Origin of the sequence: Pectobacterium sp. 1950-15, assembly GCF_037136835.1 — a bacterium.
In the GTDB taxonomy this organism is placed as follows: Bacteria; Pseudomonadota; Gammaproteobacteria; order Enterobacterales; family Enterobacteriaceae; genus Pectobacterium.
Genome location: NZ_JBBBQR010000007.1, coordinates 139,021 through 164,346, shown reverse-complemented (window position 1 = coordinate 164,346; position 25,326 = coordinate 139,021). Strand labels below are relative to the sequence as shown.

Below are 25,326 nucleotides of genomic sequence, written 5' to 3'. Positions count from 1 at the left end.
AGAATGCCATGACTTTATTTCCCGAACATAACACGGCGGAACCACCGGGCAAGGCCAGACTCTGGCTCCGTGTGCTGATGGCGCGCTGGCGTCAAAAGCACGGACGTAAGCTCGTCATCGCGCTGCCGTATCTGTGGCTGCTGCTGCTGTTTATGCTGCCGTTCCTGATCGTGTTCAAAATCAGCCTTGCAGAAATGGCGCGCGCGATCCCGCCGTATACCGATCTGGTTTCCTGGATGGACGACAAGCTGGATATTTCCCTGAATCTTGGGAATTACCTGCATTTGTTGGACGATCCGCTGTATTTCGATGCCTATATGCAATCGCTTCAGGTTGCTGCCGTGTCGACGCTGTGCTGTTTGCTTATTGGCTACCCGCTGGCCTGGGCGGTGGCACACAGCAAACCCTCAACGCGCAACATTCTGTTACTGCTGGTGATTTTGCCATCGTGGACATCATTCCTGATTCGCGTCTACGCCTGGATGGGGATTCTGAAAAACAACGGTATCCTGAATAACTTCTTGCTATGGCTGGGTGTGATTGATGAACCACTGGTCATTCTGCATACCAATTTGGCGGTCTATATTGGTGTCGTGTACTCCTATCTGCCGTTTATGGTGCTGCCGATCTATACCGCGCTGATGCGGCTGGACTATTCGTTAGTCGAAGCGTCTTTGGATCTGGGCGCACGACCGCTGAAAACCTTTTTCAGCGTGATCGTCCCCTTAACGAAAGGCGGAATTATCGCGGGCTCGATGCTGGTCTTCATCCCTGCGGTAGGGGAGTACGTCATCCCTGAACTGCTCGGCGGGCCGGACAGCATCATGATTGGCCGTATTCTGTGGCAGGAATTCTTCAATAACCGAGACTGGCCGGTGGCGTCTGCCGTTGCCGTTGTCATGCTGCTGCTGTTGATTATGCCGATTATCTGGTTCCACAAACATCAGAGCAAAAGTGCGGAGGGTGAGGCGTGAATAATTTACCTGTTGTTCGCTCACCGTGGCGTATTGTGATTTTGGTGCTGTGCTTTACGTTCCTCTATGCGCCGATGCTGATGCTGGTGATCTACTCATTCAACAGCTCTAAGCTGGTTACCGTATGGGCAGGCTGGTCGGCACGTTGGTACGTCGAGCTGTTCCATAATACGGCGATGATCAGCGCAGTGCTCCTGAGCCTGACCATTGCGGCCGCCTCGGCCACAATGGCTGTGATTATTGGAACGATTGCCGCCGTGGTCATGGTGCGTTTTGGCCGCTTCCGTGGCTCTAATGGGTTTGCCTTTATGTTGACAGCGCCGCTGGTTATGCCAGATGTGATTACCGGCCTGTCACTGCTATTGCTCTTTGTAGCGTTAGGACATGCGATTGGGTGGCCAGCGGAAAGAGGAATGCTAACTATCTGGCTGGCACACGTCACATTCTGTACCGCGTATGTCACCGTGGTGATCAGCGCGCGCCTGCGTGAACTTGACCGTTCTATTGAAGAGGCGGCGATGGATCTGGGCGCGAATCCGCTCAAGGTGTTCTTCATTATCACGGTGCCGATGATTGCCCCTGCGCTGCTTTCCGGCTGGCTGCTGGCGTTTACGCTGTCGCTGGACGATCTGGTTATTGCCAGCTTCGTGGCTGGACCTGGTTCGACGACGCTGCCCATGCTGGTGTTCTCCAGTGTCAGAATGGGCGTTAATCCACAAATTAACGCATTGGCTTCCCTGATATTGTTAGTCGTTGGTATTATTGGTTTTATCGCCTGGTGGTTTATGGCGAGAGCAGAGAAGCAGCGCTATCGCGATATGCAAAAAGCGAGACGCGGCTGATTCGATTTTTCACCGTAATTTGTTAGCCTAGCGAAGATTTCCAGCAACGCCGCCAGAGTATGGGGGCGTTGTTGTTTTATATCTGCATCCCATTTTATGTGGGTGTCGTATTTTTGGCGGATAAATGACCGCATGAAGGGAGAGCGTTGAAATTCTGTACACGAAGAAGGAAATGACACAACGCAAAGTTTATGCCCCGGTACCAGTCATGGTGGCGGGGATTGCGATTATTGCTACTCGTTTTTTGGGGATTTTGCTGCTGGTGTGGGAGTTAGGGCTCAGCGATTTTAGCGGCTGGATTGGCAGCAACGCGGAAGCCTGGGATTCGACGCTGGTGTTACTGTTATCACTTGTTGTTGTTGGCGTTGAGATTCGCTGCGGCTTTGCCGTTTTGGCCGGTGTGAACTGGGGCCGATGGGGCTATGTGGCCTGTCAGACCGCGGTGGTGTGTTACCTGCTACTGGCGTCGTTCAGTGAGTTTATGCCCGCGATATTCCATATTTCAGGAGAGAACAATGCTGCCGTGTTGCATCAGCTCCTGCTGCAAAAGATCCCAGATCTTCTGGTGATTGTTTTACTGTTTCTGCCACGACGCAGTAAGCGTTTTTTTCTGCGCCAGAAATAGACATTTCTCTTACCTGAGCCAGTCTGGCTGCTGGCGTTGCCCATGAACAAGCGGAAAGATCGCAGGGTGACGCCATCAGGGTGGTATAATCCTCTCATTCCGTATTATTTTTAATAGTTAGATTTTTATGCATTGTGCCCGCTACAGCACGGGAACCTGTCGTTCCTGCCAATGGCTGGAAAAAGCCTACCCACAGCAACTATCCGATAAGCAACAGCATCTTGCAGGCTTGCTACAGTCGCACGCCGTGCAGCGCTGGCTGCCGGTGCAGCCCTCTGCACAGTCTGCCTTTCGTAATAAAGCCAAAATGGTGGTGAGCGGCAGTGTGGAACGCCCGCTGCTGGGGATGCTGCATCGTGATGGAACAGCGGTGGATCTCTGCGATTGTCCGCTTTATCCATCCAGCTTCGCACCGGTTTTCGACGTGCTTAAAGTCTTCATTGCTCGAGCGGGGCTGACGCCTTATAACGTGGCCCGACGCCGTGGGGAGCTGAAATATCTGCTGCTGACGGAAAGTACGCAGCATGGCACGTTTATGCTGCGTTTTGTTTTACGCTCGGAAACCAAACTGGCGCAGCTGCGTGCCGCATTGCCCTGGCTACGGCAGCAGTTACCGCAGCTTGAGGTGATATCCGCCAACATCCAGCCGGTCCATCAGGCGATTATGGAAGGGGAAACGGAAATCATGCTGAGTGAGGCTGCCGCGTTGGCCGAACAGTTCAATCAGGTGCCGCTGTATATCCGTCCGCAAAGTTTTTTCCAGACGAACCCGCAGGTGGCGGCCGTGCTGTATGCGACAGCACGCGACTGGGTTGCAGAGTTGAATATCACCAGCATGTGGGATCTGTTTTGCGGAGTAGGGGGTTTTGGCCTGCACTGTGCGTCACCCGAGATGCGTTTGACGGGAATTGAAATCAGCGCCGAGGCGATAGCCTGCGCGCGTCGTTCTGCGGAGCAGCTTGGGCTGAAACAGGTGGAGTTTCAGGCCTTGGATTCTACGCAGTTCGCGACAGGTAAAGCGGAAATTCCCGAGCTGGTGCTAGTCAATCCGCCACGCCGAGGTATCGGCAGCGAACTGTGCGCCTACCTGAGCCGGATGGCACCGGACTATATTCTCTACTCCAGCTGCAACGCTGAAAGCATGGCAAAAGACATGACGGAGCTGACGAATTACCGTGCGCTGCGCGTACAACTGTTCGATATGTTCCCGCATACGGCGCACTATGAAGTGCTGACGTTACTGAAACGTGCTTGATAAGCGATGACTGTAATAGAAAATATCTTGGTGGCAATTTACTACGTTATTGTATCCATGTTCGACAGTATGAAAGTTTCGGGCGTGTCAATTCTGGTGCTTTCTATGATTTCATCACACGCCCGACAAGGAGCGCTCAATTACCGCAGCTCCTTGACCACTGGCTTTCGGCGCGAATTGCGCCGCTGCGCGGTGCCTTCGGCGATCGTTCCCGCTTTTCGAGCCGCCAGTGACGCGTTCCCGACGCGGCACTGTCTTTCGCGGCGTCCTGCCGCTCACTCGACGGTAACGATCACCTCAGCGCAATTTTTTACGCCTGGACGACAAAAAAGCGGCGTTATATGCATGATTTCATAAGACATCGCACCGAGCAGATGGAACCTTATTGCGGGAACCACTTGTCGTTGATGGTTTTGTACGTGCCGTCCGCTTTGATGGCATCCAACGCTTTATTCAGTTTCTCCAGCAGCGCCTTGTCATCAGGACGAACGGCGATGCCCAATCCGGTACCGAAGTACTCTGCGTCAGTCACGTGTTCTCCAACCGTTGCCAGTTCAGGGCTCGCCTTGATCCACTCGTTGACGACAGCGGTATCACCGAATACGCCATCAATACGGCCGTTTTTCAGATCCAGTACCGCGTTCTGGTAGCTGTCATAAGAGACGGTTTGTACTTCCGGGTGCTTGTCGTGCATGTATTTCTGGTGCGTCGTACCGTTTTCCATACCAATACGTTTGCCTTTCATCGCAGCAAAATCGCTGAATTTCCCTTTTTGCGCGATAACGACAGCAGAGTTGGCATAGTAAGGCTGGGTGAACGCGACCTGCTTGCCGCGCTCGGGCGTGATGTCCATACCGGAAATCACCGCGTCATAGCGACGGAATTTCAGCGCCGGAATCAGGCTGTCAAATGCCTGATTGGTGAACGTACAGGTTGCCTGCATTTGTTTGCACAATGCTTTCGCCAGGTCCATATCGAAACCGACGATGTCATTGTTGGCATCCAGTGATTCAAAGGGCGGGTAGGTGGCTGATGAGGCAAAACGGATGGTGTCTGCCGCGGTGGCGCTGAAGGCGATTCCTGCCAGTAAGGTGGCGAGCACTAATTTTTTCATTACCTACTCCTGTCTGTTTTTCTTATAAAATAGTGGCGCGGAAATATTCCGACGTCATGGCGATTATCATGCCATTGATTGAATTTATATGCAATTAAAATGATTAAAAAGTCGGTTTGTTGCATGTTTTTGCATCAGCTGGCAATGAAAATTTCCGGGAGAAATTCTTAACGTTGTGTCAGCAACGGCACGTAAGGGTGTGCTCAGGGATGGCACGCCATAAAAAAAAGCAGGCTGGTAAAGCCTGCTTTCTAAGCGAATAAATGCGCGGATAAGTACGCTAAGGATTAATTACGGCGCTCGAATACCAGCGAACGGCGTTCAACCCAGCGCATCAACAATGTCAGTAACCCGTTGACGCACAGGTAGATAATCCCTGCGGCACCAAACACCATCACGTCATACGTCCGGCCGTACATCAGTTGGCTATAGCCCATGACTTCCATCAGCGTAATGGTGTAAGCCAGCGACGTACTCTTAAACACCAGCACCACTTCATTTGAATAAGAAGACAATGCGCGTTTAAACGCGAACGGCAGCAAAATGCGTAATGTCTGCTTCTGATTCATTCCCAAAGCCGCACAGGATTGCCACTGTCCGGCAGGAATCGCTTTTACCGCACCATAGAACAGCTGCGTAGTATAAGCCGCGCTATTGAGTGCCAGCGCCACCATCGCACACAGCCACGGTTGCGAAAGCAGGTTCCACAGCCAGGGAATTTGCTGGATAGAGGTAAACTGTCCGGGTCCGTAGTAAATCAGGAAGATTTGCACCAGCAGCGGTGTGCCAGTAAACAGCGTAATATAGCCTTTCGCCAGCATTGATACGACAGGCGTTTTAAGCGTTAGCACGACGGTTAGCAGCAGCGACAACACCAGCGCCACGACGATAGAGACGGCGGTTAAGGTCAGGCTGGTATGCAGGCCTTTTAATAGCTCAGGTAAATAAGCGAGCATCAGGAAGGTCTCCGCTCAAAACGCGTGGTGCGCAGTTCAATGCGTTTCAGCACATACTGACTTAACAGCGTGATAATCAAATAAATTGCCGCGGCGACAACGTACCAGGTAAAGGGCTCTTGCGTCCGTGTCGCAATACTTTTGGTTTGCAGCATCAAATCGTTAACGCTAATCAGCGACACCAGCGCGGTATCTTTCAGCAATACCAGCCACTGATTGCCTAATCCCGGCAACGCATGGCGCCACATCTGCGGCATGATCAGACGGAAAAAGATCGCGGATTTACTGAGCCCCAGCGCCTGACCTGATTCCCATTGCCCTTGCGGGACGGCTTTCAGTGCGCCGCGCAGCGTTTGGGAAGCGTAAGCGGCATACAGCAATGCCAGCGCAATCACGCCACACAGGAAGGGGCTGATTTCAAACATGCCGATATCCAGTTTTACCGGAATCTGCACGATGAAGAGATTCAGAGTAAACCCGTCTGCCAGCATCATCAGCAACTGAGACGATCCGAAATAGATAAACAGCACGACCAGAATTTCTGGCAGGCCGCGCAGCAGCGTCACGACGGCGGTTCCCGTCCAGCTAACGGCTTTCCAGCGGACGGTTTCCCAAACGGCAAACAGCATCGCCAGCACGAGTCCGAGCACCAGTGCACAAACGGCAAGGCCGACGGTCATCCCGGCGGCGCTTGCAAGAGGTTGAAATTCAATCATTGAGCGTCAGATTACTGCTGGAACCATTTTTTGTAGATGGTCTCGTAAGTGCCATCCTGCTTGATTTTGTTGAGCGCAGTGTCGAATTTTTTCAGCAGCTCATCGTTGTTCTGGCGCACGGCGATGCCCAGACCGATACCGAAGTAACCTTTATCCGTCACTTTCTGACCCACGGTTGCCAGCGTATCGTTCTGTTTCAGCCATTCGTTAACCACGGCGGTGTCACCGAACACGGCATCCAGACGACCATTTTTCAGGTCCAACACGGCATTCTGGTAGCTGTCGTAAGGCACGGTTTGGATATCGCTATGCTTTTCCATCAGGTATTTCTGATGGGTCGTACCATTCTGTACACCAACGCGTTTGCCTGTCAGCGCGGCGATATCGGCCACTTTCCCTTTCTGGGCAATAAACTGCGCGGAGTTGTCATAGTAAGGTTGGGTGAACGACACCTGCTGCTGGCGCTCAGGGGTAATATCCATTCCCGCGATGACCGCTTCGAAACGACGGAATTTCAGGCCGGGGATCAGGCTGTCGAAAGCCTGATTGCTGAACGTGCAGTTTGCCTGCATTTCTTTGCACAGCGCATTGGCCAGATCGATATCAAAACCCTGAATCTGGTTATTGGCATCGACAAATTCGAACGGAGGGTAGGAGGCTTCTGTCGCGAAACGGATGGTATCCGCGGCGTTAGCAGAGGCGGCGCTCACTGCGAATAAGGCTGCAACAATCAATTTTTTCATTATCATTTTCCTGATAGTAATCAATGTGACAAATAACCAGCGAATTCAGGCGTCTGCGGCTGGGTAAAATGCGTCGCATCCCCCTGTTCAACGATGCGGCCGTTTTCCATATACACTACCCGACTGGCCGTTTTACGGGCAAATTCGACTTCGTGGGTCACAATCACCTGCGTGATGCCGGTTTCTGCCAATTCACGGATGATGTTGACAACCTGAGCGGTAATTTCTGGATCCAGTGCAGCGGTGGGTTCATCAAATAACAGCACCTGAGGTTCCATCATCAGTGCACGCGCAATCGCAACACGCTGCTGCTGCCCGCCGGACAGATGAAGGGGAAAGCGATCGGCAAAGTCATTGAGGCGCAGACGCGTCAGCAGTTTATCCGCCCGCGCTTTAGCTTCTTCTTTACTCAGCCCCAACACGCGGCAGGGCGCTTCAATCAGGTTTTGCACCACGGTCAGATGCGGCCATAAATTGTATTGCTGGAACACCATCCCGACGTTCTGACGCAACTCACGGATCGCGCTGTCGGATGGTGTGCGCTGAAAATCAAACTGATTACCGGCGATGGAAAGCGTGCCAGAACGTGGCATTTCCAACAGATTAAGAACGCGTATTAGCGAGCTCTTTCCCGCACCGCTGGGACCAAGAAGAACCAGCGTTTCACCCGCAGGACAATCGAGGGTGATATCAAATAGCGCCTGGTATGTGCCGTAGAAACAGTTAATGCCGTTTAGTTGAATACTCATGCGTAAGAATTGAATAGACATTGATGCGGCGAATGTTAACGTCGGCAGAATAGTTATGCAATCACCGTGGGTTAAAATTTGCCAATAAGCGATTTGTTGGTTAAATAATAGCACAAAATAACGGCTTACAGCTTGGATGCTCGCTTTCTCATCGCGGGTTGTCGGCAGTGCCGCCCATTGGTAGTAAACCGCAGTGAAAGGAGACGACATGCAATTATCCACTACGCCGACCCTGGAAGGCTTCACGATTACTGAATATTGTGGCGTTGTGACCGGCGAGGCTATTCTGGGGGCGAACATCTTCCGTGACTTTTTTGCCAGCATTCGTGATGTCGTCGGCGGTCGTTCCGGCGCCTATGAGAAAGAGCTGCGTAAGGCACGGCAGATTGCGTTCAAAGAGCTACAGGAACAGGCTGCTGATTTAGGTGCGAATGCCGTGGTAGGCATCGATCTCGACTATGAAACTGTCGGGAAGGATGGCAGCATGTTGATGGTGACCGTCAGCGGTACCGCGGTAAAAGTTCGCCGCTAGTGGCTGAAATAACCGACTAGTGCAGGCAAGAGACGCGGCGGAAAAGATACCTATATAGTGGAATAATGATGTTGAAATGGATGGTCTGCATAGCGCTGGGGCTGTTGGCGGGGTGCCAATCGACTTCTTCGTTGCAGGAACAGAATAATTATGTACTGGAGACCGCATTGCAGTCGCGGGCGCAGGAGCCGCGTATCCGCTTTTTGGTGATTCACTACACCGCGGAAGACTTTGCCACCTCGCTGAATATTCTGACGGATGAACACGTCAGTGCGCATTATCTCATTCCAGCACATCCGCCCTTGCAGCGCGGCAAGCCGCTCGCCTGGCAACTGGTGCCGGAATCTCGGGCGGCCTGGCATGCGGGGGCGAGTAGCTGGCGTGGGTTTAGTCGGTTGAATAATTCCTCGATTGGTATTGAGATCGAAAATACGGGCTATCAGCGCACGCTAACGGGCTATACGTGGGAACCGTTCACCGCCTCACAGATTCAACTGGTGACTGTACTCGCCCGTGACATTGTCGATCGCTACCAGATTGCCCCGCAGAATGTCGTCGCGCATAGCGATATTGCCCCACAGCGGAAACAAGATCCCGGACCGCTATTCCCCTGGCAAGTGCTGGCGCAGGCGGGAGTGGGGGCCTGGCCGGATGCGCAGCGGGTAGCATTTTATTTGCACGGACGACCAACGACGCAGCCGGTGGATGACGCGGTTCTGCTGGAAAAATTGGGGCGCTATGGTTATGCAGTGCAGAACACGATGACCGCGCGTGAGAAACGGCAGGTGATTGCCGCTTTCCAGATGCATTTCCGTCCAGAGAACTATCAAGGCCAGCCAGATGCGCAGAGTGAAGCGATTGTCGATGCACTGCTGGAGAAATACGGCAGCCGCTAAATCACTGCCTTCTCTGCCAGTTTCGCAATACGCGCCGCCATGCCACGGAAGATAAACAGGTGAGCGGGCATCATCAGAAACCAGTAAACCAGCCCGTTAAACCCGGAAGGGTGCCAGCGGGCACGGACATCCACGGTTCGGTGGGTGCCTTTGTCCGTGATAGTAAAGTTGAGTTTACCCAGCCCCGGAGCTTTCATACCGAATAGCAGCACCAGCTGACGCTGTGGCTTGATCGAGATAACCTTCCAGCCGTCAATTTTGTCGCCCACTTCCAGCGTCGCGCGCTCGGGGCGTCCATAAGTGACACCGTTACCGCAAAGATCGTCCAGCCGGGCGCGGATGCTCCACAGCGTATTCGCGTAAAAATAGCCTTCCTTGCCTCCGACCTGCTGGATGACCTGCCAGAGCGCCTGACTGGAGGCTGTCGTCTCCATCGTATGGCCCGCCTGTTTGGGGTAAAAGCCGTAATTCGGCTTCCAGCGCGCGCGGACCTCGGTGTCATCGCCCCAGTCGGCCTGCTGTACGCTCTCCATTTCGCTTTGCAGCGTGAGGCGTACGGCGTCATCAAAGCTCATCAGCGTTTGTGGAATCAAGGCCTGGAGTTCGCGGCCATCGGCCTGTAAATCGTGTTTTAGTCCCTGAATCAGCGCGCGGGCGATGGACGGGGGAACCGAGGTCACCAGATGCAAAAACCAGACGGACACCAGATGTGTCGGCATCGGAACGGGAATCAGCACTCTGCGCTTGCCGCTAATTTGAATGAAACGCTCAAACATCGTCTGGTAGCTGATGTATTCGGGGCCTGCGGCGTCCATGATGCGGTTTTGTGCCGCGGGGTGCTGCAGGATGTTGATTAGATAGACCAGCAGGTTTTCCAGCGCAATAGGGGACGATTTAGAGCGTACCCAACGCGGCGGCGTTAGCACCGGCAGGTTATAGACCATATCCCGCATGATCTCGAATGCCGCTGAGCCTGCGCCGATAATAATGCCCGCACGCAGCTCCGTGGCGGGAATACCGCTGCTGCGCAGAATATCACCGGTAATCTGGCGTGCCTGCATATGCGGTGAAGTGTCATCCTTCGCCTGAAGCGACCCCAGATAGATAATCTGTTTTACGCGGCTGGAGGCCAGTGCCAGCAGCAGATTCATGGCCGCCATGCGTTCCCTTGCCACGAAGTCCGCGCCGTCGCCCATGCTGTGCACCAGATAATAGAGCGTTTCCGCGCCCCACAGGCCATCAGGCAGGCTTTCTGGCTTGGCAAGATCAACCTGCTGGCAGTCGACGCCCGGCCAATGCCGTGACGCGAGGGACTCAGTATTGCGACCAGCTGCGATGACCTGCTTACCCTGTTTGCTCAATCGTTCGGTTAAATGGCGGCCAATGTAGCCAGTTGCGCCCAGAATCAGGATCGGGGCAGAGGGGGATGTCATGTGCCAACGGCTCCACAGCAAAATATAACCATGGCTTACTATAACGGGGAAAGGGTAAAAAGCGATGAAAAGTATGGGGTTAATACTCGCCTGAAACCAAGCCTAATTTAACATGACCTACCTGCCCGATAGCTGACGCTAGCAGGCAGAAGGGGGTAAAGCGAGGGGGGGATCAGGCCAGAACGGCGTCACCTTGCAACTGGCAACTACAGGCCAACACATAGCCCTGTTCGATCTCGGCGGGGGTGAGCGTCATGGTACTGGTCGTGGTGTACTGACCAGACAGCACGCGGGTTTTACAGCTCCCGCAAACACCGGCGCGGCAGGCGGCGACAACTGGCACCTTATTGGCTTCCAGTGCGGCCAGCAGGCTGATCCCCACCGGCACGCGCAGATTTTTCAGCGGACGGCTGATGGTCAACGTGAGTTGATCGGCATCCTCATCCAGCGCTTCATCTGCCGGGCGGAACTGTTCTTTGAAGATGCGGTTTGAGGCAACGCCAAGCTGCTGGCTCAGGGTTTCTATCTGGTTCATGTAGGGGGCTGGGCCGCAGGTCATCACAGTGCGGCTGGCGATATCCGGCACATGTTCTGTCAGCAGGTCGCCGCTGATACGTCCGGCGAGGAAACCGGGCGCGGCGTCAAACTCCGCCATCAGCGTCAGATGTAGCTGTTGCGGATAACGCTGCACCAGATCCTGCCACTCGCTGGCGAAAATCACCTGCAACGGATTGCGCACGTTGAAAATCACGTGGATGTCGGTTTGCGGTTTGTTGGCCAGCAGCCAGCGGCACATCGACATAATCGGCGTGACGCCGCAGCCTGCCGCCGCCATCAGGTAGCGATCGCTGACCGCGTTGGCACAGGTAAATTCGCCCTGTGCATCGGACAGCCACAGGTAATCGCCGACTTTCAGCGTTTGGGTCAGCCAGCGGGAGCCGATACCGTCGTCCAGCCTTCTTACTGTGAGCGTAATAAAGCGGCTGAGCCCCGGTGAAGAAGAAATTGTATAAGCCCGCAGCGTCTCTGCGCTGTTAGCAATGCTGACCAACGCATACTGACCTGGCTTATACGGATAAAAATCATGATTAACCAGTGAAATCGTCCAGACATCAGGCGTTTCCTGAGTAATGGAATGCACCTGCATGCGGTTAGCGCAAAGCGGCGTCGGCCCCGTCTGTGGTACTGGCACTGTCTGTAGTGCGGGCATGGTCATCGTCAATCTCCATAACAAACGGATGCGGTGAAGCGTGTAAAAAAGCAGCCCATAAAAATCGGGCTTAGCATGAGGTGCCAGAGTTGACACCTCACGCGGCGTGGTGAGGAACGCGCTCCTCCGTCCGCGTTAATTCATCAAGCGGCCAGAATGGTGTTCATGTCCTGTTCAACGGTGGTAATCGCCCGCATACCGAATTTCTCGTTCAGAATGGCGAGCAGGTTTTCCGTCAGGAAGCCCGGAGCCGTTGGCCCGGTGTAGATATTCTTCACGCCGAGGGACAGCAGGGTGAGCAGAATGACGATCGCTTTCTGTTCAAACCACGACAGCACCAGACTCAGCGGCAGATCGTTCACGCCACAGCCCAGTTTTTCTGCCAGTTTGACGGCCAGAATAATGGCGGAGTAGGCATCGTTACATTGGCCGACATCCAGCAGACGCGGCAGGCCTTCCAGCGTACCGAAGTCCAGTTTGTTGAAACGGTATTTACCGCAGGCCAGCGTCATGATCAGGCAGTCCTGTGGAACGTTCAGCGTGAAGTCAGTGAAGTAGCTACGTTCTTCACGGCTACCGTCGCATCCGCCAACCAGGAAGACGTGGCGCAGTTTTTTCTGTGCAACCAGATCGATGACGGTATCAGCAGCACTCAGCAGGGTTTCACGACCAAAGCCAACGGTGATCATGTGCTCGATTTCACTGTACGGGAAGCCGGCCAGGCTCTGTGCCTGTTCGATCACTGGACTAAAATCGTCGCCTTCCAGATGGTTCACGCCCGGCCAGCCAACGATGCTGCGCGTCCAGATGCGGTCGCCGTAGTTGCCCACGTTTGGATCGATAATGCAGTTAGAGGTCATGACGATTGCGCCAGGGAACTTGGCAAATTCTGTCTGCTGGTTCTGCCAGCCGCTGCCGTAGTTGCCCGCCAGATGCTTGAATTTTTTCAGCTCTGGGTAACCGTGTGCAGGCAGCATCTCGCCGTGCGTATAAATGTTGACGCCTGTCCCTTCGGTTTGCTCCAGCAGCATGCGCAGGTCTTTCAGGTCATGGCCGGAAATCAGAATCGCTTTACCCGCAATTGGGCGGACGTTAACGGCAGTCGGCTGTGGATGGCCGTAAGCATGGGTCTCGCCATGGTCGAGGATCGCCATAACGTTGAAGTTCATTTTACCGATACCCATGGCGTTGTTCAGCAGGGTATCAACATCGGATGGCTGTGTGCCCAGCCATGCCATGAAGGCATGATATTCGGCATAGATAGCGTCATCATACTGACCAAGAACGTGAGCGTGCTCCATATAGGCCGCTGCACCTTTCAGGCCGTAGAGGTTGAGCATGCGCAAGCCGTGAATATCATCGCCGACGATAGCTTTATCGCTGTCCAGCGCAAAATCCGCCGCCTGTTGCAGTAAGGTCGGAATATCGTTGCCAGCCAGTTGCAGCGTTGCCATTGGGTGATCCACCGTCGCGGTGGCATCGTGCAGACGGCAGCGGACAGCCAGAGACTCACGCAGTGTGATGGCGTCCTGTGCGTAGCCAATAATGCGCTGGGAATCGAAGTTTACGTTGGTCAACGTAGAGAAGAAGGCGCGTGGCGCAAAACTGTCTACTTCGTGATCGATAATATCCAGCTCGCGCGCTTTCAGCGCCCAGGCAGAAAGCCCTTGCAGCACAGCGACCAGCAAGTCTTGCAGGTCGGAGGTTTCTGCGGTTTTGCCGCACATGCCCTGCGCGTAAGAGCAGCCGTTTCCAACAGGGGTACGAATCGTTTGTTCACATTGCACACAAAACATAATGACTTCCTTTTTTAAGTTGCATTTAAAATGCTTGTTTAAAGCATAGTGTCAGCCGAGGCAGGTAAAAAGGCTTTTTTACTGCAACTTTAGGTAAATTTGATTTAGCGCAATTTTGGTGATGGGCAATGAAAATCACTCTCAATCACGGCCCATAAAAGCGGGGAAAAACGACGTCCAGTGTGTACTTATGAGGAAAATAATGCCATCAGGATCGGTGCGGCGAGGCTTAATAAGAAGCCGTGTACGATGGCGGCAGGCACGATATCGATGCCCGCGCTGCGCTGTAAAACGGGCAGCGTGAAATCCATTGATGTTGCACCGCAAAGCCCTAACGCACAGGAGCGATTATGCTGTGCCAGCGCGGGAACGAACATTATAGCCAGCAGTTCGCGAGTCAGATCGTTGAAAAACGCTGCGCTGCCGATGACGGGCCCGAGCGCGTCGGTCAGCAGAATGCCAGACAGCGAATACCACCCGTAGCCGGATGCCATTGCCAGACCGGTTTTCAGCGGCAGCCCCAATACCCACGCGGCCAGCAGTCCGCCTCCTAACGCGCTGATACCGACGATGAGCGCGATGACCAGACCACGACGGTTTAATACGATTTGGCGCAGCGTCATCCCGCTGTTACGCAGTTGGATACCCACCAGAAATAGCAGAAAGATCAGGGCATATTCGCTGCCTTTGCTGGCATAGGTGAATCCTGACCAGTGCGTTAATCCGAGTAAAAAACCACCGAATACCACGCTGCAAAGTTTGAATGATTCAAGGATCATGCGCAGTCGGGAAGGCGGGGTGGCATCTCTGTACTTGCTGCGCCATGCGGTGCGCTTTTCCCATAGCCACAGGGCAATGCCATTTGCCGCGACAATACAGAATGCGAAGACGGCGGTGTAGCGGAAGATTAGTAACAAATTGCTGCTGATATTTTCCAGAAAGGCCAGACTTATTCCCATCAAAAACAGAATAACGTACACCATCCAGCTCAGCAGTTGGTTAATCAGCTGTAATGCTTTTTTGGCGCGCAGCGGTACCAGATAGCCAATGATGAGCGGTAATAAAATAATTAATAATCCTGAATACATCACAGAATTGATGTCCTTACGCGAGAAAAACGGCGCTAACCCGTATTTTAGGATGAGCTGGAGTGACCGTAGTCAGACTCAGACAGTGAGGCTTTTCTTCTTCATGTCGACCCCGATAGACGTCGACACGGCGGAAACTCAAACCGTTCATTGACAACATCGTGGGATTCATCGGCTACACTTGGCGGGAAGAAAAACGATAATCTATTAAAATTAAACAAATTATCGGAGCGAGTAAAGCGCTGTCTGGCAGGATGTTCTACACGGTGGGCATTCTGGCAGCAGAAAACCGCAGGCAGCCGCTATAGGAGAGAAGGATGCATCTGGAAAGTATTGAAATCCTGGGGTTTCGGGGAATCAATCGTCTGTCGCTGGCGTTGGACGAGAATAACGTACTGATTGGTGAGAACGCCTGGGGGAAATCGAGCCTGCTGGATGCGCTCTCGCTGCTGCTGGCACCGACGTTGCCGCTTTATCATTTTGATATGCAGGATTTTCACTTCACTCCGGGGGATGAAAATAGTCGGGAAAAGCATCTTCAGATTATTTTCACGTTTTGTGAAACCGCACCTGGCCACCATTTATCTCCGCGCTACCGTTCGCTTAGCCCTGTTTGGGTGGAAGGTGAGGCATCGTTATACCGCATTTTCTATCGGCTGGAAGGTGAGGTGGACGAAAGCCAGTCGGTTTTTACCTGGCGTAGCTTTCTGGACGCAGACGGGCACCCGATACCGCTGGATGATATTGATGAACTGGCCAGAGAGATTATCCGCCTGCATCCGGTGCTGCGGCTGCGCGACGCGCGTTTTATGCGGCGTCTGCGTTCCGGAACGCTGGCGGCGACGTTAGATAACAGTAATGAAAAACTGGCTCAGCAGTTCGAGCAACTGATGCGCGAGCTGGCGCAAAATCCGCAGAAGCTGACGGATAAAGAGTTGCGGCATGGTCTGGTGGCGATGCGGCAATTGCTGGAGCACTATTTTTCCGAGCAGAATGCCACGGGGAACGACCGACGCCACCATCGTCATGCGCGAGCACACAACGGTAAATCGTGGCGCTCGCTGGACAATATCAACCGTCTGATTGCCGACCCAAATAGCCGCAGCCGGCGCATTATCCTGCTGGAGCTATTTTCTACGCTGTTACAGGCGAAAGGGTCGGTAGCGCTGGATCCGCATGCCCGTCCGCTTTTGCTGATTGAAGACCCCGAAACCCGCCTGCACCCGATTATGCTATCCGTCGCCTGGGGGCTTTTGGTGCAGTTGCCGCTCCAAAAAGTCACGACAACGAATTCGGGAGAGCTGCTGTCGCTGGTGCCGATGGAACACGTGTGCCGTCTGGTGCGGGAATCGTCACGGGTTGCGACATATCGCATTGGTCGTCAGGGCATGAGTGCGGAAGACAGTCGGCGCATTGCGTTTCATATTCGTCTGAATCGACCCGCTTCACTTTTCGCACGCTGCTGGCTGCTGGTGGAGGGGGAAACCGAAGTCTGGATGCTGAATGAACTGGCACGCCAATGTGGGCACCATTTTGAGGCGGAAGGGGTGAAGGTGATTGAGTTTGCTCAGTCCGGGCTCCGGCCACTGCTGAGGTTTGCACGGCGTATGGGGATTGAATGGCATGTGCTGGTCGATGGCGACGACGCGGGGAAAAAGTATGCAGCGACGGCGAAAAGTATGTTAACCGTTCAGGACGAGAGCGAGCGAGATCATCTGACCGTCTTGCCCGCATCGGACATGGAACACTATATGTATCGTGAGGGGTTCAGTCACGTTTATCACCGCACCGCGCAGTTGCCGGAGAAAGTGCCGCTATCGATGCACAAAATCATCATCAAGGCGATTCATCGTTCATCCAAGCCCGATCTGGCGATTGAGGTGGCGATGGAGGCAGCAGCGATGGGCAGCGATGCAATCCCACCGCTTATACGCAGCATGTTCTCCCGCGTCCTGTGGTTGGCCCGCGGACGTGCGGATTAGCGTGATACAGAAATAAAAATGCCGTTCAGTGTGCTGAACGGCATTTGTCGCATTATAGTCATTTTACGGTTTAGCGTAGGTATTCTGAGTAAACGTGTAGGGTGTATACCCGTCATACTTCAAGTTGCATGTGCGTTGGCTGCGTTCAGTCACCCGAATCACTTACTCAAGTAAGCTCATCGGGATTCCTTCCCTTGCCGCCTTCCTGAAACTCGAATTATTTAGGGTATAGAAGGGGGATCAGGATGCGGCCTCGGCGATTTGCGGGACGATCAGGCAAGCGTGATTACCTTTCGGCCCTTGATGAACATCAAACCTGACAACCTGTCCGGCTTTCAGAGTCCGGTAGCCATCCATTTGAATGGTTGAGTAGTGCGCGAAAATATCGTCACCACCCCCTTCTGGACAGATAAAACCAAACCCTTTGGCATTATTGAACCATTTAACAGTACCTGTCTCCATGCATTGACATCCTTCGCAAGAGTATTCTTTTCAGTAAGGTGTGGTTATTTGGTTACTACGAATACGAATTGATTAAAACCCCATCAATTCATCCGTACACTTTAGTGAAATCGATCCCGGCGTCAAGCGATCCACCGCGTGGTGTTGAGGGGAGTTTGTCAAAGTTTGATGCAGATAACGCTATTGATGAACCGACGATCGCGTTGCGTACTCAAGATATCGGTTACAGGCCTTGAATTTTGCTTTCCAGGAACCATTTATTCCCTCAGGTGGTAAAATAAAAAGTAGACGTGATACTGTAAATGTAGAGATACCCGTCATCTTTCAAGTCGCAGGCGCGCATTTCCTGCTTCTCGAATCTATTGGGAATAAACAGACGAATTCGCGCGCCGCGGTATTCGTTACAAGATGTGGATAGAGAATGGGAAACAACAGTACGTGGTCACAATCTGAGAACCTGACCGCCGATAAACAGAAAGAAAAATTGCAGCCGCCATCCATGTACAACGTGGTGTTGAATAATGATGATTACACCCCGATGGAATTTGTTATTGACGTTCTGCAAAAGTTCTTTTCTTATGATATTGAACGTGCCACACAGCTTATGTTAACCGTGCATTATCAGGGGAAAGCGATTTGTGGCGTATTCAGCGCTGAAGTGGCTGAGACCAAGGTCGTACAAGTCAATCGTTATGCCAGAGAAAACGAGCACCCGCTGCTCTGTACGCTGGAAAAAGCCTGAAGTCAGGCGTTTTATTGGGAGAGGTGCCTATGCTCAATCAAGAACTGGAACTCAGTCTCAACATGGCTTTCGCCAGAGCGCGTGAGCACCGACACGAGTTTATGACCGTGGAGCACCTGCTGTTAGCACTGCTCAGTAACCCAGCCGCCCGTGAAGCATTGGAAGCCTGTACGGTAGATTTAGCCGCGCTGCGCCAGGAACTGGAAGCGTTCATTGAGCAGACCACACCAACATTACCGCAAAGTGACGACGAGCGAGAAACTCAGCCTACGCTCAGCTTCCAACGCGTACTCCAACGCGCCGTCTTCCATGTGCAGTCTTCCGGCCGCAGCGAAGTGTCCGGCGCTAACGTTCTGGTCGCGATTTTTAGCGAGCAGGAATCTCAGGCTGCCTACCTGCTGCGCAAGCATGACGTCAGCCGTCTGGATGTGGTGAACTTTATTTCCCACGGCACGCGTAAAGAAGAAACCGATCAGGCGCCGAACCCTGAAAATCCCGTCAATGAAGAACAGGCAGGAGGGGAAGATCGTATGGAAAACTTCACCACCAATCTGAATCAACTGGCTCGCGTTGGCGGTATCGATCCGCTCATTGGCCGGGATAAGGAACTGGAGCGCACGATTCAGGTTTTGTGCCGCCGTCGTAAAAATAACCCGCTACTGGTTGGCGAATCCGGTGTGGGCAAAACCGCGATTGCTGAAGGGCTGGCCTGGCGTATTGTGCAGGGTGATGTACCGGAAGTGATGGCGGAGTGCACGCTGTACTCGCTGGACATCGGTGCGCTGCTGGCAGGCACCAAATACCGCGGTGACTTTGAAAAACGCTTCAAGGCGCTGCTGAAACAGCTCGAACAAGATAAAAACAGTATTCTGTTCATTGATGAAATTCACACGATCATCGGCGCAGGCGCTGCGTCCGGCGGTCAGGTTGATGCCGCTAATCTGATTAAACCGCTGCTTTCCAGCGGCAAGATCCGCGTCATCGGTTCAACCACCTATCAGGAGTTCAGCAATATCTTTGAAAAGGATCGGGCGCTGGCGCGTCGTTTCCAGAAAATTGATATCACTGAACCTAGTGTGGAAGAAACCATACAAATCATTAATGGTCTGAAGCCGAAGTATGAGGCTCACCATGATGTTCGCTATACGTCGAAAGCGATTCGTGCGGCGGTAGAGTTGGCGGTGAAATATATCAACGACCGTCATCTGCCGGATAAGGCGATTGATGTGATCGATGAAGCGGGCGCACGCAGCCGTCTGGTGCCAATCAGCAAACGGAAGAAAACGGTTAATGTGAGTGACATCGAATCTGTTGTCGCCCGTATTGCCCGTATTCCAGAAAAAACCGTCTCCGCCAGCGATCGCGATGTGCTGAAGAACCTCAGCGATCGCCTGAAAATGCTGGTGTTCGGACAGGATAAGGCTATCGAAGCGCTCTCTGAGTCTATCAAGATGAGCCGAGCAGGGCTGGGTCAGGAGCGTAAGCCGGTTGGTTCCTTCCTGTTCGCGGGTCCTACCGGTGTCGGTAAGACGGAAGTGACGTTACAACTGGCGAAAGCGCTGGATATTGAACTGCTGCGCTTTGATATGTCTGAATACATGGAGCGCCACACGGTCAGTCGCCTGATTGGTGCGCCTCCGGGCTATGTGGGCTACGATCAGGGCGGCCTGCTGACGGATGCCGTGATTAAGCATCCTCATGCGGTGCTGCTGCTGGATGAAATTGAGAAAGCGCATCCGGACGTCTTTAACCTGCTGTTGCAGGTGATGGATAACGGTACGCTGACGGACAACAATGGCCGTAAAGCGGATTTCCGTAATGTCATTGTCGTCATGACCACCAACGCAGGCGTGCGGGAAACACAGCGTAAATCCATCGGTATCATCCATCAGGACAATAGCAGCGATGCGATGGAAGAGATCAAGAAGGTGTTTACGCCGGAATTCCGTAACCGTCTGGATGGCATTATCTGGTTCAACCATCTGTCGACTGACGTCATTCAGCAGGTTGTCGACAAATTTATCGTAGAACTTCAGGCGCAACTGGATGCGAAAGGCGTGTCGCTGGAAGTCAGTGATGAAGCGCGTAACTGGCTGGCAGAAAAAGGCTACGACAAAGCGATGGGTGCCCGACCGATGGCGCGCGTAATGCAGGAAAGCCTCAAGAAACCGCTGGCCAACGAGCTGCTGTTTGGTTCACTGGTAGACGGTGGTTCTGTCACGGTTGAACTGGATAAAGAGACGCAGCAGCTGACCTACGGCTTCAAGAGTGCGCAGAAGCGGAAAGCGGAAAGCGTTAATTAATCAATATCGTTTGATACCTAAAAGGGATGCTGAGGCATCCCTTTTTTACATCCCTTTGCCAGACTCTCTCCCAAAAACAAAAGCCCTTGCCAATGAAGGGAAGGGCTGGGGAGGGTGTCACATCCTCGTATATCGCTGTGCTCAGCGATGGGCGAACCGGTTAACGGCTGCGGAAGACAATGCGGCCTTTACTCAGGTCGTACGGGGTTAACTCTACAGTGACTTTGTCACCCGTCAGGATGCGGATATAGTTTTTACGCATTTTACCGGAGATATGAGCGGTAACCACGTGCCCGTTTTCCAATTCAACGCGGAACATGGTGTTGGGCAGCGTATCAAGCACGGTGCCTTGCATTTCAATATTGTCTTCTTTGGCCATCGAATCCTCTAGGTCTAACTACCTTTATTTTTTAACCGCAAGATAATGCCGAAAAACCGCCATTATGTAAAGAAGCGTTCACGTTTGGGGGATTATTTACCCGTTTTTCTCTGTCATAGTGTTGGTTCGGCGAGCTGTTGGGGGAGCCAGCAGCCGTCGTCGACGGTGAGATCCTGCCACTGAGAAAGCTGTTGCAGGAAGCGATCGCGAGGGATTTCACTCACGCCCAGCGACGCGGTATGGGCGTTTAACACCTGACAATCAATCAAATGACCACCGTGGCGAATAAAATGTTGTTGAAACGCCAGCAGCGCGTATTTCGACGCATTATCCGTACGGCTGAACATCGACTCACCGCAAAATAATCTTCCTTGTTCAACGCCATATAGCCCACCAACCAGTTTGTCATCCTGCCATACTTCGACAGAGTGCGCTTTGCCGGCCAAATGAAGCTGGCGATAGGCTGAGATAATCTCCGACGTAATCCAGGTGCCGTCATGGTGTTCATGGGCACAGGCGTGAATGACGTCATCAAACGCCTGATTCAGCGTGGCGTGAAACGTATGGTGCTTCAGAAACTTTTTCATACTGCGGCTGACATGGAGTTCATCAGGAAACAGCACTGCACGCGGATTCGGAGACCACCATAAAATAGGCTCACCGGGAGAGAACCAGGGGAAAATTCCCTGTCGGTAAGCTGCTTTTAAGCGAGCAACGGAGAGATCGCCGCCAACGGCCAGCAGGCCGTTGGGGTCATCCAACGCATGGTTCGGATCAGGAAACTGAAGCGATTGGGACGATAGCTGATATAGGCGCATGTTTTTCAAACGTTGTGTTTCAACTGAGTTTGCCTTAAACGTGTTGGCGGAATTGCCAATAACGCCCTTTTTGTGCCATTAGCGCCTGATGGCTGCCCTGTTCGATCACCTTGCCATCGTCCAGAATACAGATGCGATCCATCGATTCTAAACCGTATAACCGGTGAGTGATGACAATCAGCGTCTTATCAGCACAGTGTTGGCGTAGCAGTTGCAGAATACGTTTTTCAGTCTCTGCATCCAACCCTTCAGTCGGTTCATCCAACAAAACAAGCGGCGCGTCGTGCAATAAGGCACGTGCTAAAGCGATACGGCGCTGCTCACCGCCGGAGAGTTGGCGACCGCCTTCTCCCAGCCAGGCATTCAGCCCTTCATTTTCCAGCAATTTTTCTAACCCGACCTGCTGTAATACATCGGCCAGTTTTTCGTCCCGCGCCGTTGGTGCGGCCAGCAGCAGGTTATCACGCAGCGTTGCGCTAAAAATATGCACACGCTGTGGGACCACGCTCATCATTGCCCGGAGATCGGCTTCCCGCCAATCGGCAAGGGGGTGGCCATTCAGCTTAATGTCCCCGTATTCACAATTCCATGCCCGAGTCAGCAGTTGCAATAGCGTCGATTTCCCGCACCCGGTACGCCCCAGCAGCGCAAGATGTTCGCCTGGTTTAATGGAAAGAGAAATGTTTTGCAGCACGGGCTGTGGCTGACCGGGGTAAGTGAACCCCACATGTGAGAGGTCGAGTGCGGCCTCGCGTGACGTTTCTGGCCCGTGCTCAGGGAAAGTGACGTCAACGGGCTGGCGAATTATTTGATCGACTCGGGCGGCGGAAGCAATCACTTGCCCCATATGCTGGAAAGCCACCGTGACCGAAGCCAACGCTTCGAAGGCGGCAAGCGCGGCAAACACGAACAGTGCAATCAAGGCGCCGGGCTGTGGATTACCACCTACGCCATCTGCCGCTAGCCACAGAATCAGGGTAACGGTCAGCCCGCTGCATAGAATCATCACCGCCTGAGACAGGCCTGTAAGATTGGCCTGCTGACGTTGGCGGCGCAGCCAGTTAATCTCCACCAGCGCTAACTGCTGACGGACGCGATCGAGCGCGCCGAAGACAGTCAACTCTGCCTGACCTTGCAACCAGGTCGTTAGTTGAAGGCGATATTGTGCTCGCAGCGCGGTCAGATCCTGCCCGATGCCATTTCCTGCCCGATAAAATAGAACCGGCAGGCACAGCAGCAGTACCAGCATGATAGTGCCAAGCGTCAACGCCAATGTGGCGTCAATGAAGCTCAGGCCGTAACAGACAATAAGAATGACGGCGAAGGCGCTGATGATGGGGGAAATCACGCGCAGATAGAGGTGGTCTAGCGTATCCACGTCCGCCACAAGCCGGTTTAGCAACTCAGCCTGGCGAAATTGTGCCAGCCCACCCGGAGAGAGCGGCAGAATGCGAGAAAAGGTGAAAACACGTAAGCGCAGCAGAACGCGGAATGTGGCATCGTGGCTGACTAGCCTTTCGAAATAGCGCCCAGCCGTGCGCGCAATCGCCGCACCCCGCACGCCTGCGGCAGGCAACATATAGTTGAAGGTGAGCAGCCCGACGATTCCTGCCAACGCGGCACCAGCCAGAAACCAGCCGGAGAGGGCGAGCAGGCCGATACTGGCAAGCAGGGTTGCAATAGCCAGCACGACGCCCAGACTTAAGCGCCAGATGTGCTGGCGGTAGAGCGCCAGAAACGGTTTTAATACCTGCATCGTTTTTCTCTGAGCCATTACAGTGCCTCCTGTCGTTGTGCCAGCAGCGTCGCAAAGGGGCCTGCTTCGGCTCGGAGTGTTTGATAATCACCTTGTTGGACTAGCTGACCGCCGTCCATTACCCAAATTGCATCATATTCGGTGATATCGGCGAGCTGGTGCGTCACCAGCAGCGTAGTCTGGTGACGTGCCGCGTCGTTTAACGCCGTCATAACCAGCTCTTCGCTGTGGGCATCCAGACTGGCTGATGGTTCATCCAGCAGCAATAAGTTGCAAGGATGGATAAGCGCACGGGCAACGGCAACGCGCTGCGCCTGACCGACGGATAAGCGCGCTGCGCCGTCACCGATCGTGGTTTCCAGCCCTTGTGGGAGCTGTGGTAAAAATTCCTGCACATAGGCGCGCTCAATTGCCCGCTGTAACTCCACAATGCTGGCCTGTGGGTTACCCAGCAGAATATTGCTGCGCAGCGTCTGTTCCGGTAAATGGGGATTTTGCCCAACCCAGCTTAACTGCTTACGCCATGATTCAGGCGTTAGCGTGTTCAGGGCCTGACCGTTGACGGTTAATGAGCCGCGATAGGGCAGGAACCCTAGCAGTGCATTAAGCAGCGAGCTTTTTCCTGCGCCGCTGAGGCCGACCAGCGCGATACGCTCGCCTGCGCGAATATCGAACGTCAACGGTTGAGTGAGTGGTGTGCCATTGGGCGCGAGGACGACCAAATCTTCTGCCCGAATGGCAATGGCGGTATCACTGCTGAATGTCTGGGTGCCAAAGCCTACCGTTTCACCTTCCTCGGCTAAAAAGGTCACCAGCGATTCCGCTGCGCCGATAGCCTGAGCCTTGGCATGGTAGAACGTGCCTAGATCGCGTAAAGGCTGAAAAAACTCCGGTGCCAGAATCAGCACGAGAAAACCGGCGAAGAGTGTCACACCCATGCCGTAATGACCGAAATTCAGTTCTCCGAGATAAGAGAAACCGAAATAGACGGCGACAACGGCGATTGAAATGGAAGCAAAAAACTCCAGTACGCCCGAGGAAAGAAATGCCATGCGCAGCACTTCCATCGTGCGACTGCGAAAATCTTCGGACGCGTGGCGGATTTGTTCGGTTTCAGCCTCGCCTCGATGGAACAGGCGTAGTGTCTCCATCCCGCGTAGGCGATCGAGGAAATGTCCGCTCAGGCGTGCCAACGCCTGAAAGTTACGTCGGTTGGCATCTGCCGCACCCATACCGACCAGCGCCATAAAAAGCGGAATGAGCGGGGCAGTCAGAAACAGAATCAAGCCAGCAGCCCAGTTAAGCGGGAAGATCGTGATTAAGATAAGCAACGGAATCAGCGCGGCAAGATACATTTGCGGCAGGTAGCGGGCGTAATAATCCTGCATATCATCAACCTGCTCAAGAATCATCGTTGCCCAACTGCCCGCAGGTTTGCCTTGTACCCAGGCAGGACCAAGCTGTTGTAATCGGTCCAGCACCAGCTTACGAATTTGCTGGCGCACCGCCTGTCCGCACAGAAAACCGACGCGCTCGCGCAACACACTGTTGAGCGCTCGCAGAATGAATGTGGCGATCAGTAGAAGGAAGGGCGAGAGCAGGGATTCACGGGGAGCATGCTCGATGATCAAGGCATGAAGCAGCGTAGCTAATAGCCAGGCTTGTGCCACGATTAACGCGCCGCTCAGAAATCCAAGCAGCAGTGAAATCCGTAGCCAACGTTGCGCCAGCTTACTCTGCTGTTTCAGCCAGGCGGTCAGTTCTTGCTGTCTGGTTTTTTTCATCAGGCACCAGTTCGTTATATTGCAGAAATGGACTTAACAGAAAATAACTCTTATGTAACTGTTAGGTAACAAAATTATCTTCTATCATGCAGAATGACGCCATGTTACCGCGACAGGGGCGCGCTGCAAACGAAAAGGAGAAGGGAAATGGGGGAGGCGATCAATTTTTGT

The 25,326-nt window shown here is 53.4% G+C and carries 23 protein-coding genes; 9 read left to right on the top strand and 14 right to left on the bottom strand.

The annotated features are described in order from the left end of the window. The first annotated feature begins 8 nt into the window (after positions 1-8). The 4 genes from potH to rlmC all read left to right on the top strand — a co-directional run bounded on the left by potH (position 9) and on the right by rlmC (position 3,696). On the top strand, positions 9-974 hold the full coding sequence (gene potH, locus WCT94_RS10340; RefSeq protein WP_194430074.1) for a putrescine ABC transporter permease PotH: 966 nt from the start codon (positions 9-11) through the stop codon (positions 972-974). Next, positions 971-1,816 carry a putrescine ABC transporter permease PotI gene (potI, locus tag WCT94_RS10335; protein WP_336869481.1) on the top strand — a complete coding sequence of 282 codons (846 nt, stop codon included), beginning with the start codon at positions 971-973 and terminating at the stop codon, positions 1,814-1,816. The genes potH and potI overlap by 4 nt, the downstream gene beginning before the upstream one ends. Before the next feature lie 172 nt (positions 1,817-1,988). Further along, positions 1,989-2,441, top strand: a complete 453-nt coding sequence (locus WCT94_RS10330; protein WP_336869480.1) for a YbjO family protein — start codon at positions 1,989-1,991, stop codon at positions 2,439-2,441. Between the two features lie 127 nt (positions 2,442-2,568). Then, the gene (rlmC, locus tag WCT94_RS10325; protein WP_336869479.1) at positions 2,569-3,696 is read left to right on the top strand and encodes a 23S rRNA (uracil(747)-C(5))-methyltransferase RlmC; all 1,128 of its coding nucleotides are present in this window, start codon (positions 2,569-2,571) and stop codon (positions 3,694-3,696) included. Positions 3,697-4,078: 382 nt separating this feature from the next. Here the strand turns inward: rlmC and artJ (WCT94_RS10320) are convergent, their stop codons facing one another. The 5 genes from artJ (WCT94_RS10320) to artP form a co-directional block, all read right to left on the bottom strand. After that, positions 4,079-4,810, bottom strand: a complete 732-nt coding sequence (gene artJ, locus WCT94_RS10320) for an arginine ABC transporter substrate-binding protein (protein ID WP_336869477.1) — start codon at positions 4,808-4,810, stop codon at positions 4,079-4,081. Between the two features lie 287 nt (positions 4,811-5,097). Continuing rightward, positions 5,098-5,766 carry an arginine ABC transporter permease ArtM gene (gene artM, locus WCT94_RS10315; RefSeq protein ID WP_336869475.1) on the bottom strand — a complete coding sequence of 223 codons (669 nt, stop codon included), beginning with the start codon at positions 5,764-5,766 and terminating at the stop codon, positions 5,098-5,100. Beyond that, the gene (gene artQ, locus WCT94_RS10310) at positions 5,766-6,482 is read right to left on the bottom strand and encodes an arginine ABC transporter permease ArtQ (RefSeq protein ID WP_015839956.1); all 717 of its coding nucleotides are present in this window, start codon (positions 6,480-6,482) and stop codon (positions 5,766-5,768) included. Before artQ ends, artM begins: the two co-directional genes overlap by 1 nt. Positions 6,483-6,493: 11 nt before the next feature. Next, positions 6,494-7,225 carry an arginine ABC transporter substrate-binding protein gene (gene artJ, locus WCT94_RS10305; protein WP_336869473.1) on the bottom strand — a complete coding sequence of 244 codons (732 nt, stop codon included), beginning with the start codon at positions 7,223-7,225 and terminating at the stop codon, positions 6,494-6,496. Between the two features lie 20 nt (positions 7,226-7,245). Then, entirely contained in the window at positions 7,246-7,974 is a 729-nt protein-coding gene (artP, locus tag WCT94_RS10300; protein WP_256543425.1) for an arginine ABC transporter ATP-binding protein ArtP, read from the bottom strand. Between the two features lie 208 nt (positions 7,975-8,182). Here artP and WCT94_RS10295 point away from each other — a divergent pair, with 208 nt between their 5' ends. After that, entirely contained in the window at positions 8,183-8,506 is a 324-nt protein-coding gene (locus tag WCT94_RS10295) for a heavy metal-binding domain-containing protein (RefSeq protein ID WP_015839959.1), read from the top strand. 68 nt (positions 8,507-8,574) lie between these two features. After that, positions 8,575-9,402, top strand: coding sequence for an N-acetylmuramoyl-L-alanine amidase (locus tag WCT94_RS10290; protein WP_336869544.1), 828 nt, complete (start codon positions 8,575-8,577; stop codon positions 9,400-9,402). Here WCT94_RS10290 and WCT94_RS10285 read toward each other — a convergent pair. The 4 genes from WCT94_RS10285 to WCT94_RS10270 all read right to left on the bottom strand — a co-directional run bounded on the left by WCT94_RS10285 (position 9,399) and on the right by WCT94_RS10270 (position 14,929). Then, positions 9,399-10,835 carry a DUF2867 domain-containing protein gene (locus tag WCT94_RS10285; RefSeq protein ID WP_336869471.1) on the bottom strand — a complete coding sequence of 479 codons (1,437 nt, stop codon included), beginning with the start codon at positions 10,833-10,835 and terminating at the stop codon, positions 9,399-9,401. The two genes, WCT94_RS10290 and WCT94_RS10285, sit on opposite strands and share 4 nt — an antisense overlap. Before the next feature lie 172 nt (positions 10,836-11,007). Continuing rightward, positions 11,008-12,051, bottom strand: coding sequence for an NADH oxidoreductase (hcr, locus tag WCT94_RS10280; protein ID WP_336869469.1), 1,044 nt, complete (start codon positions 12,049-12,051; stop codon positions 11,008-11,010). Between the two features lie 137 nt (positions 12,052-12,188). Beyond that, the gene (gene hcp, locus WCT94_RS10275; protein WP_336869467.1) at positions 12,189-13,841 is read right to left on the bottom strand and encodes a hydroxylamine reductase; all 1,653 of its coding nucleotides are present in this window, start codon (positions 13,839-13,841) and stop codon (positions 12,189-12,191) included. Positions 13,842-14,029: 188 nt separating this feature from the next. Beyond that, the gene (locus WCT94_RS10270) at positions 14,030-14,929 is read right to left on the bottom strand and encodes a lysine exporter LysO family protein (protein WP_336869543.1); all 900 of its coding nucleotides are present in this window, start codon (positions 14,927-14,929) and stop codon (positions 14,030-14,032) included. A gap of 317 nt (positions 14,930-15,246) precedes the next feature. On the opposite strand from WCT94_RS10270, the gene WCT94_RS10265 reads away from it, so the two are divergent. Next, positions 15,247-16,911 (top strand): ATP-dependent endonuclease, encoded by a 1,665-nt coding sequence (locus WCT94_RS10265; protein WP_181829138.1) that lies wholly within the window; start codon positions 15,247-15,249, stop codon positions 16,909-16,911. Between the two features lie 240 nt (positions 16,912-17,151). On the opposite strand, the gene cspD is transcribed toward WCT94_RS10265, so the two are convergent. Continuing rightward, the gene (gene cspD, locus WCT94_RS10260; RefSeq protein WP_010306383.1) at positions 17,152-17,373 is read right to left on the bottom strand and encodes a cold shock-like protein CspD; all 222 of its coding nucleotides are present in this window, start codon (positions 17,371-17,373) and stop codon (positions 17,152-17,154) included. Between the two features lie 421 nt (positions 17,374-17,794). On the opposite strand from cspD, the gene clpS reads away from it, so the two are divergent. Beyond that, positions 17,795-18,115, top strand: coding sequence for an ATP-dependent Clp protease adapter ClpS (clpS, locus tag WCT94_RS10255; protein WP_005967385.1), 321 nt, complete (start codon positions 17,795-17,797; stop codon positions 18,113-18,115). 29 nt (positions 18,116-18,144) lie between these two features. After that, entirely contained in the window at positions 18,145-20,418 is a 2,274-nt protein-coding gene (gene clpA / locus WCT94_RS10250; protein WP_015839967.1) for an ATP-dependent Clp protease ATP-binding subunit ClpA, read from the top strand. A 160-nt stretch (positions 20,419-20,578) separates the two neighbouring features. On the opposite strand, the gene infA is transcribed toward clpA, so the two are convergent. From infA to cydD, 4 genes are all read right to left on the bottom strand, one after another. Beyond that, on the bottom strand, positions 20,579-20,797 hold the full coding sequence (infA, locus tag WCT94_RS10245; protein ID WP_002211347.1) for a translation initiation factor IF-1: 219 nt from the start codon (positions 20,795-20,797) through the stop codon (positions 20,579-20,581). A 113-nt stretch (positions 20,798-20,910) separates the two neighbouring features. Beyond that, the gene (gene aat / locus WCT94_RS10240) at positions 20,911-21,615 is read right to left on the bottom strand and encodes a leucyl/phenylalanyl-tRNA--protein transferase (protein ID WP_336869465.1); all 705 of its coding nucleotides are present in this window, start codon (positions 21,613-21,615) and stop codon (positions 20,911-20,913) included. 34 nt (positions 21,616-21,649) lie between these two features. Continuing rightward, positions 21,650-23,389: a heme ABC transporter ATP-binding protein/permease CydC gene (gene cydC / locus WCT94_RS10235; RefSeq protein ID WP_336869463.1), complete on the bottom strand. Its 1,740-nt coding sequence runs from the start codon at positions 23,387-23,389 to the stop codon at positions 21,650-21,652. Beyond that, positions 23,389-25,155 carry a heme ABC transporter permease/ATP-binding protein CydD gene (cydD, locus tag WCT94_RS10230; RefSeq protein WP_336869461.1) on the bottom strand — a complete coding sequence of 589 codons (1,767 nt, stop codon included), beginning with the start codon at positions 25,153-25,155 and terminating at the stop codon, positions 23,389-23,391. The genes cydC and cydD overlap by 1 nt, the downstream gene beginning before the upstream one ends. Positions 25,156-25,326 lie beyond the last annotated feature (171 nt).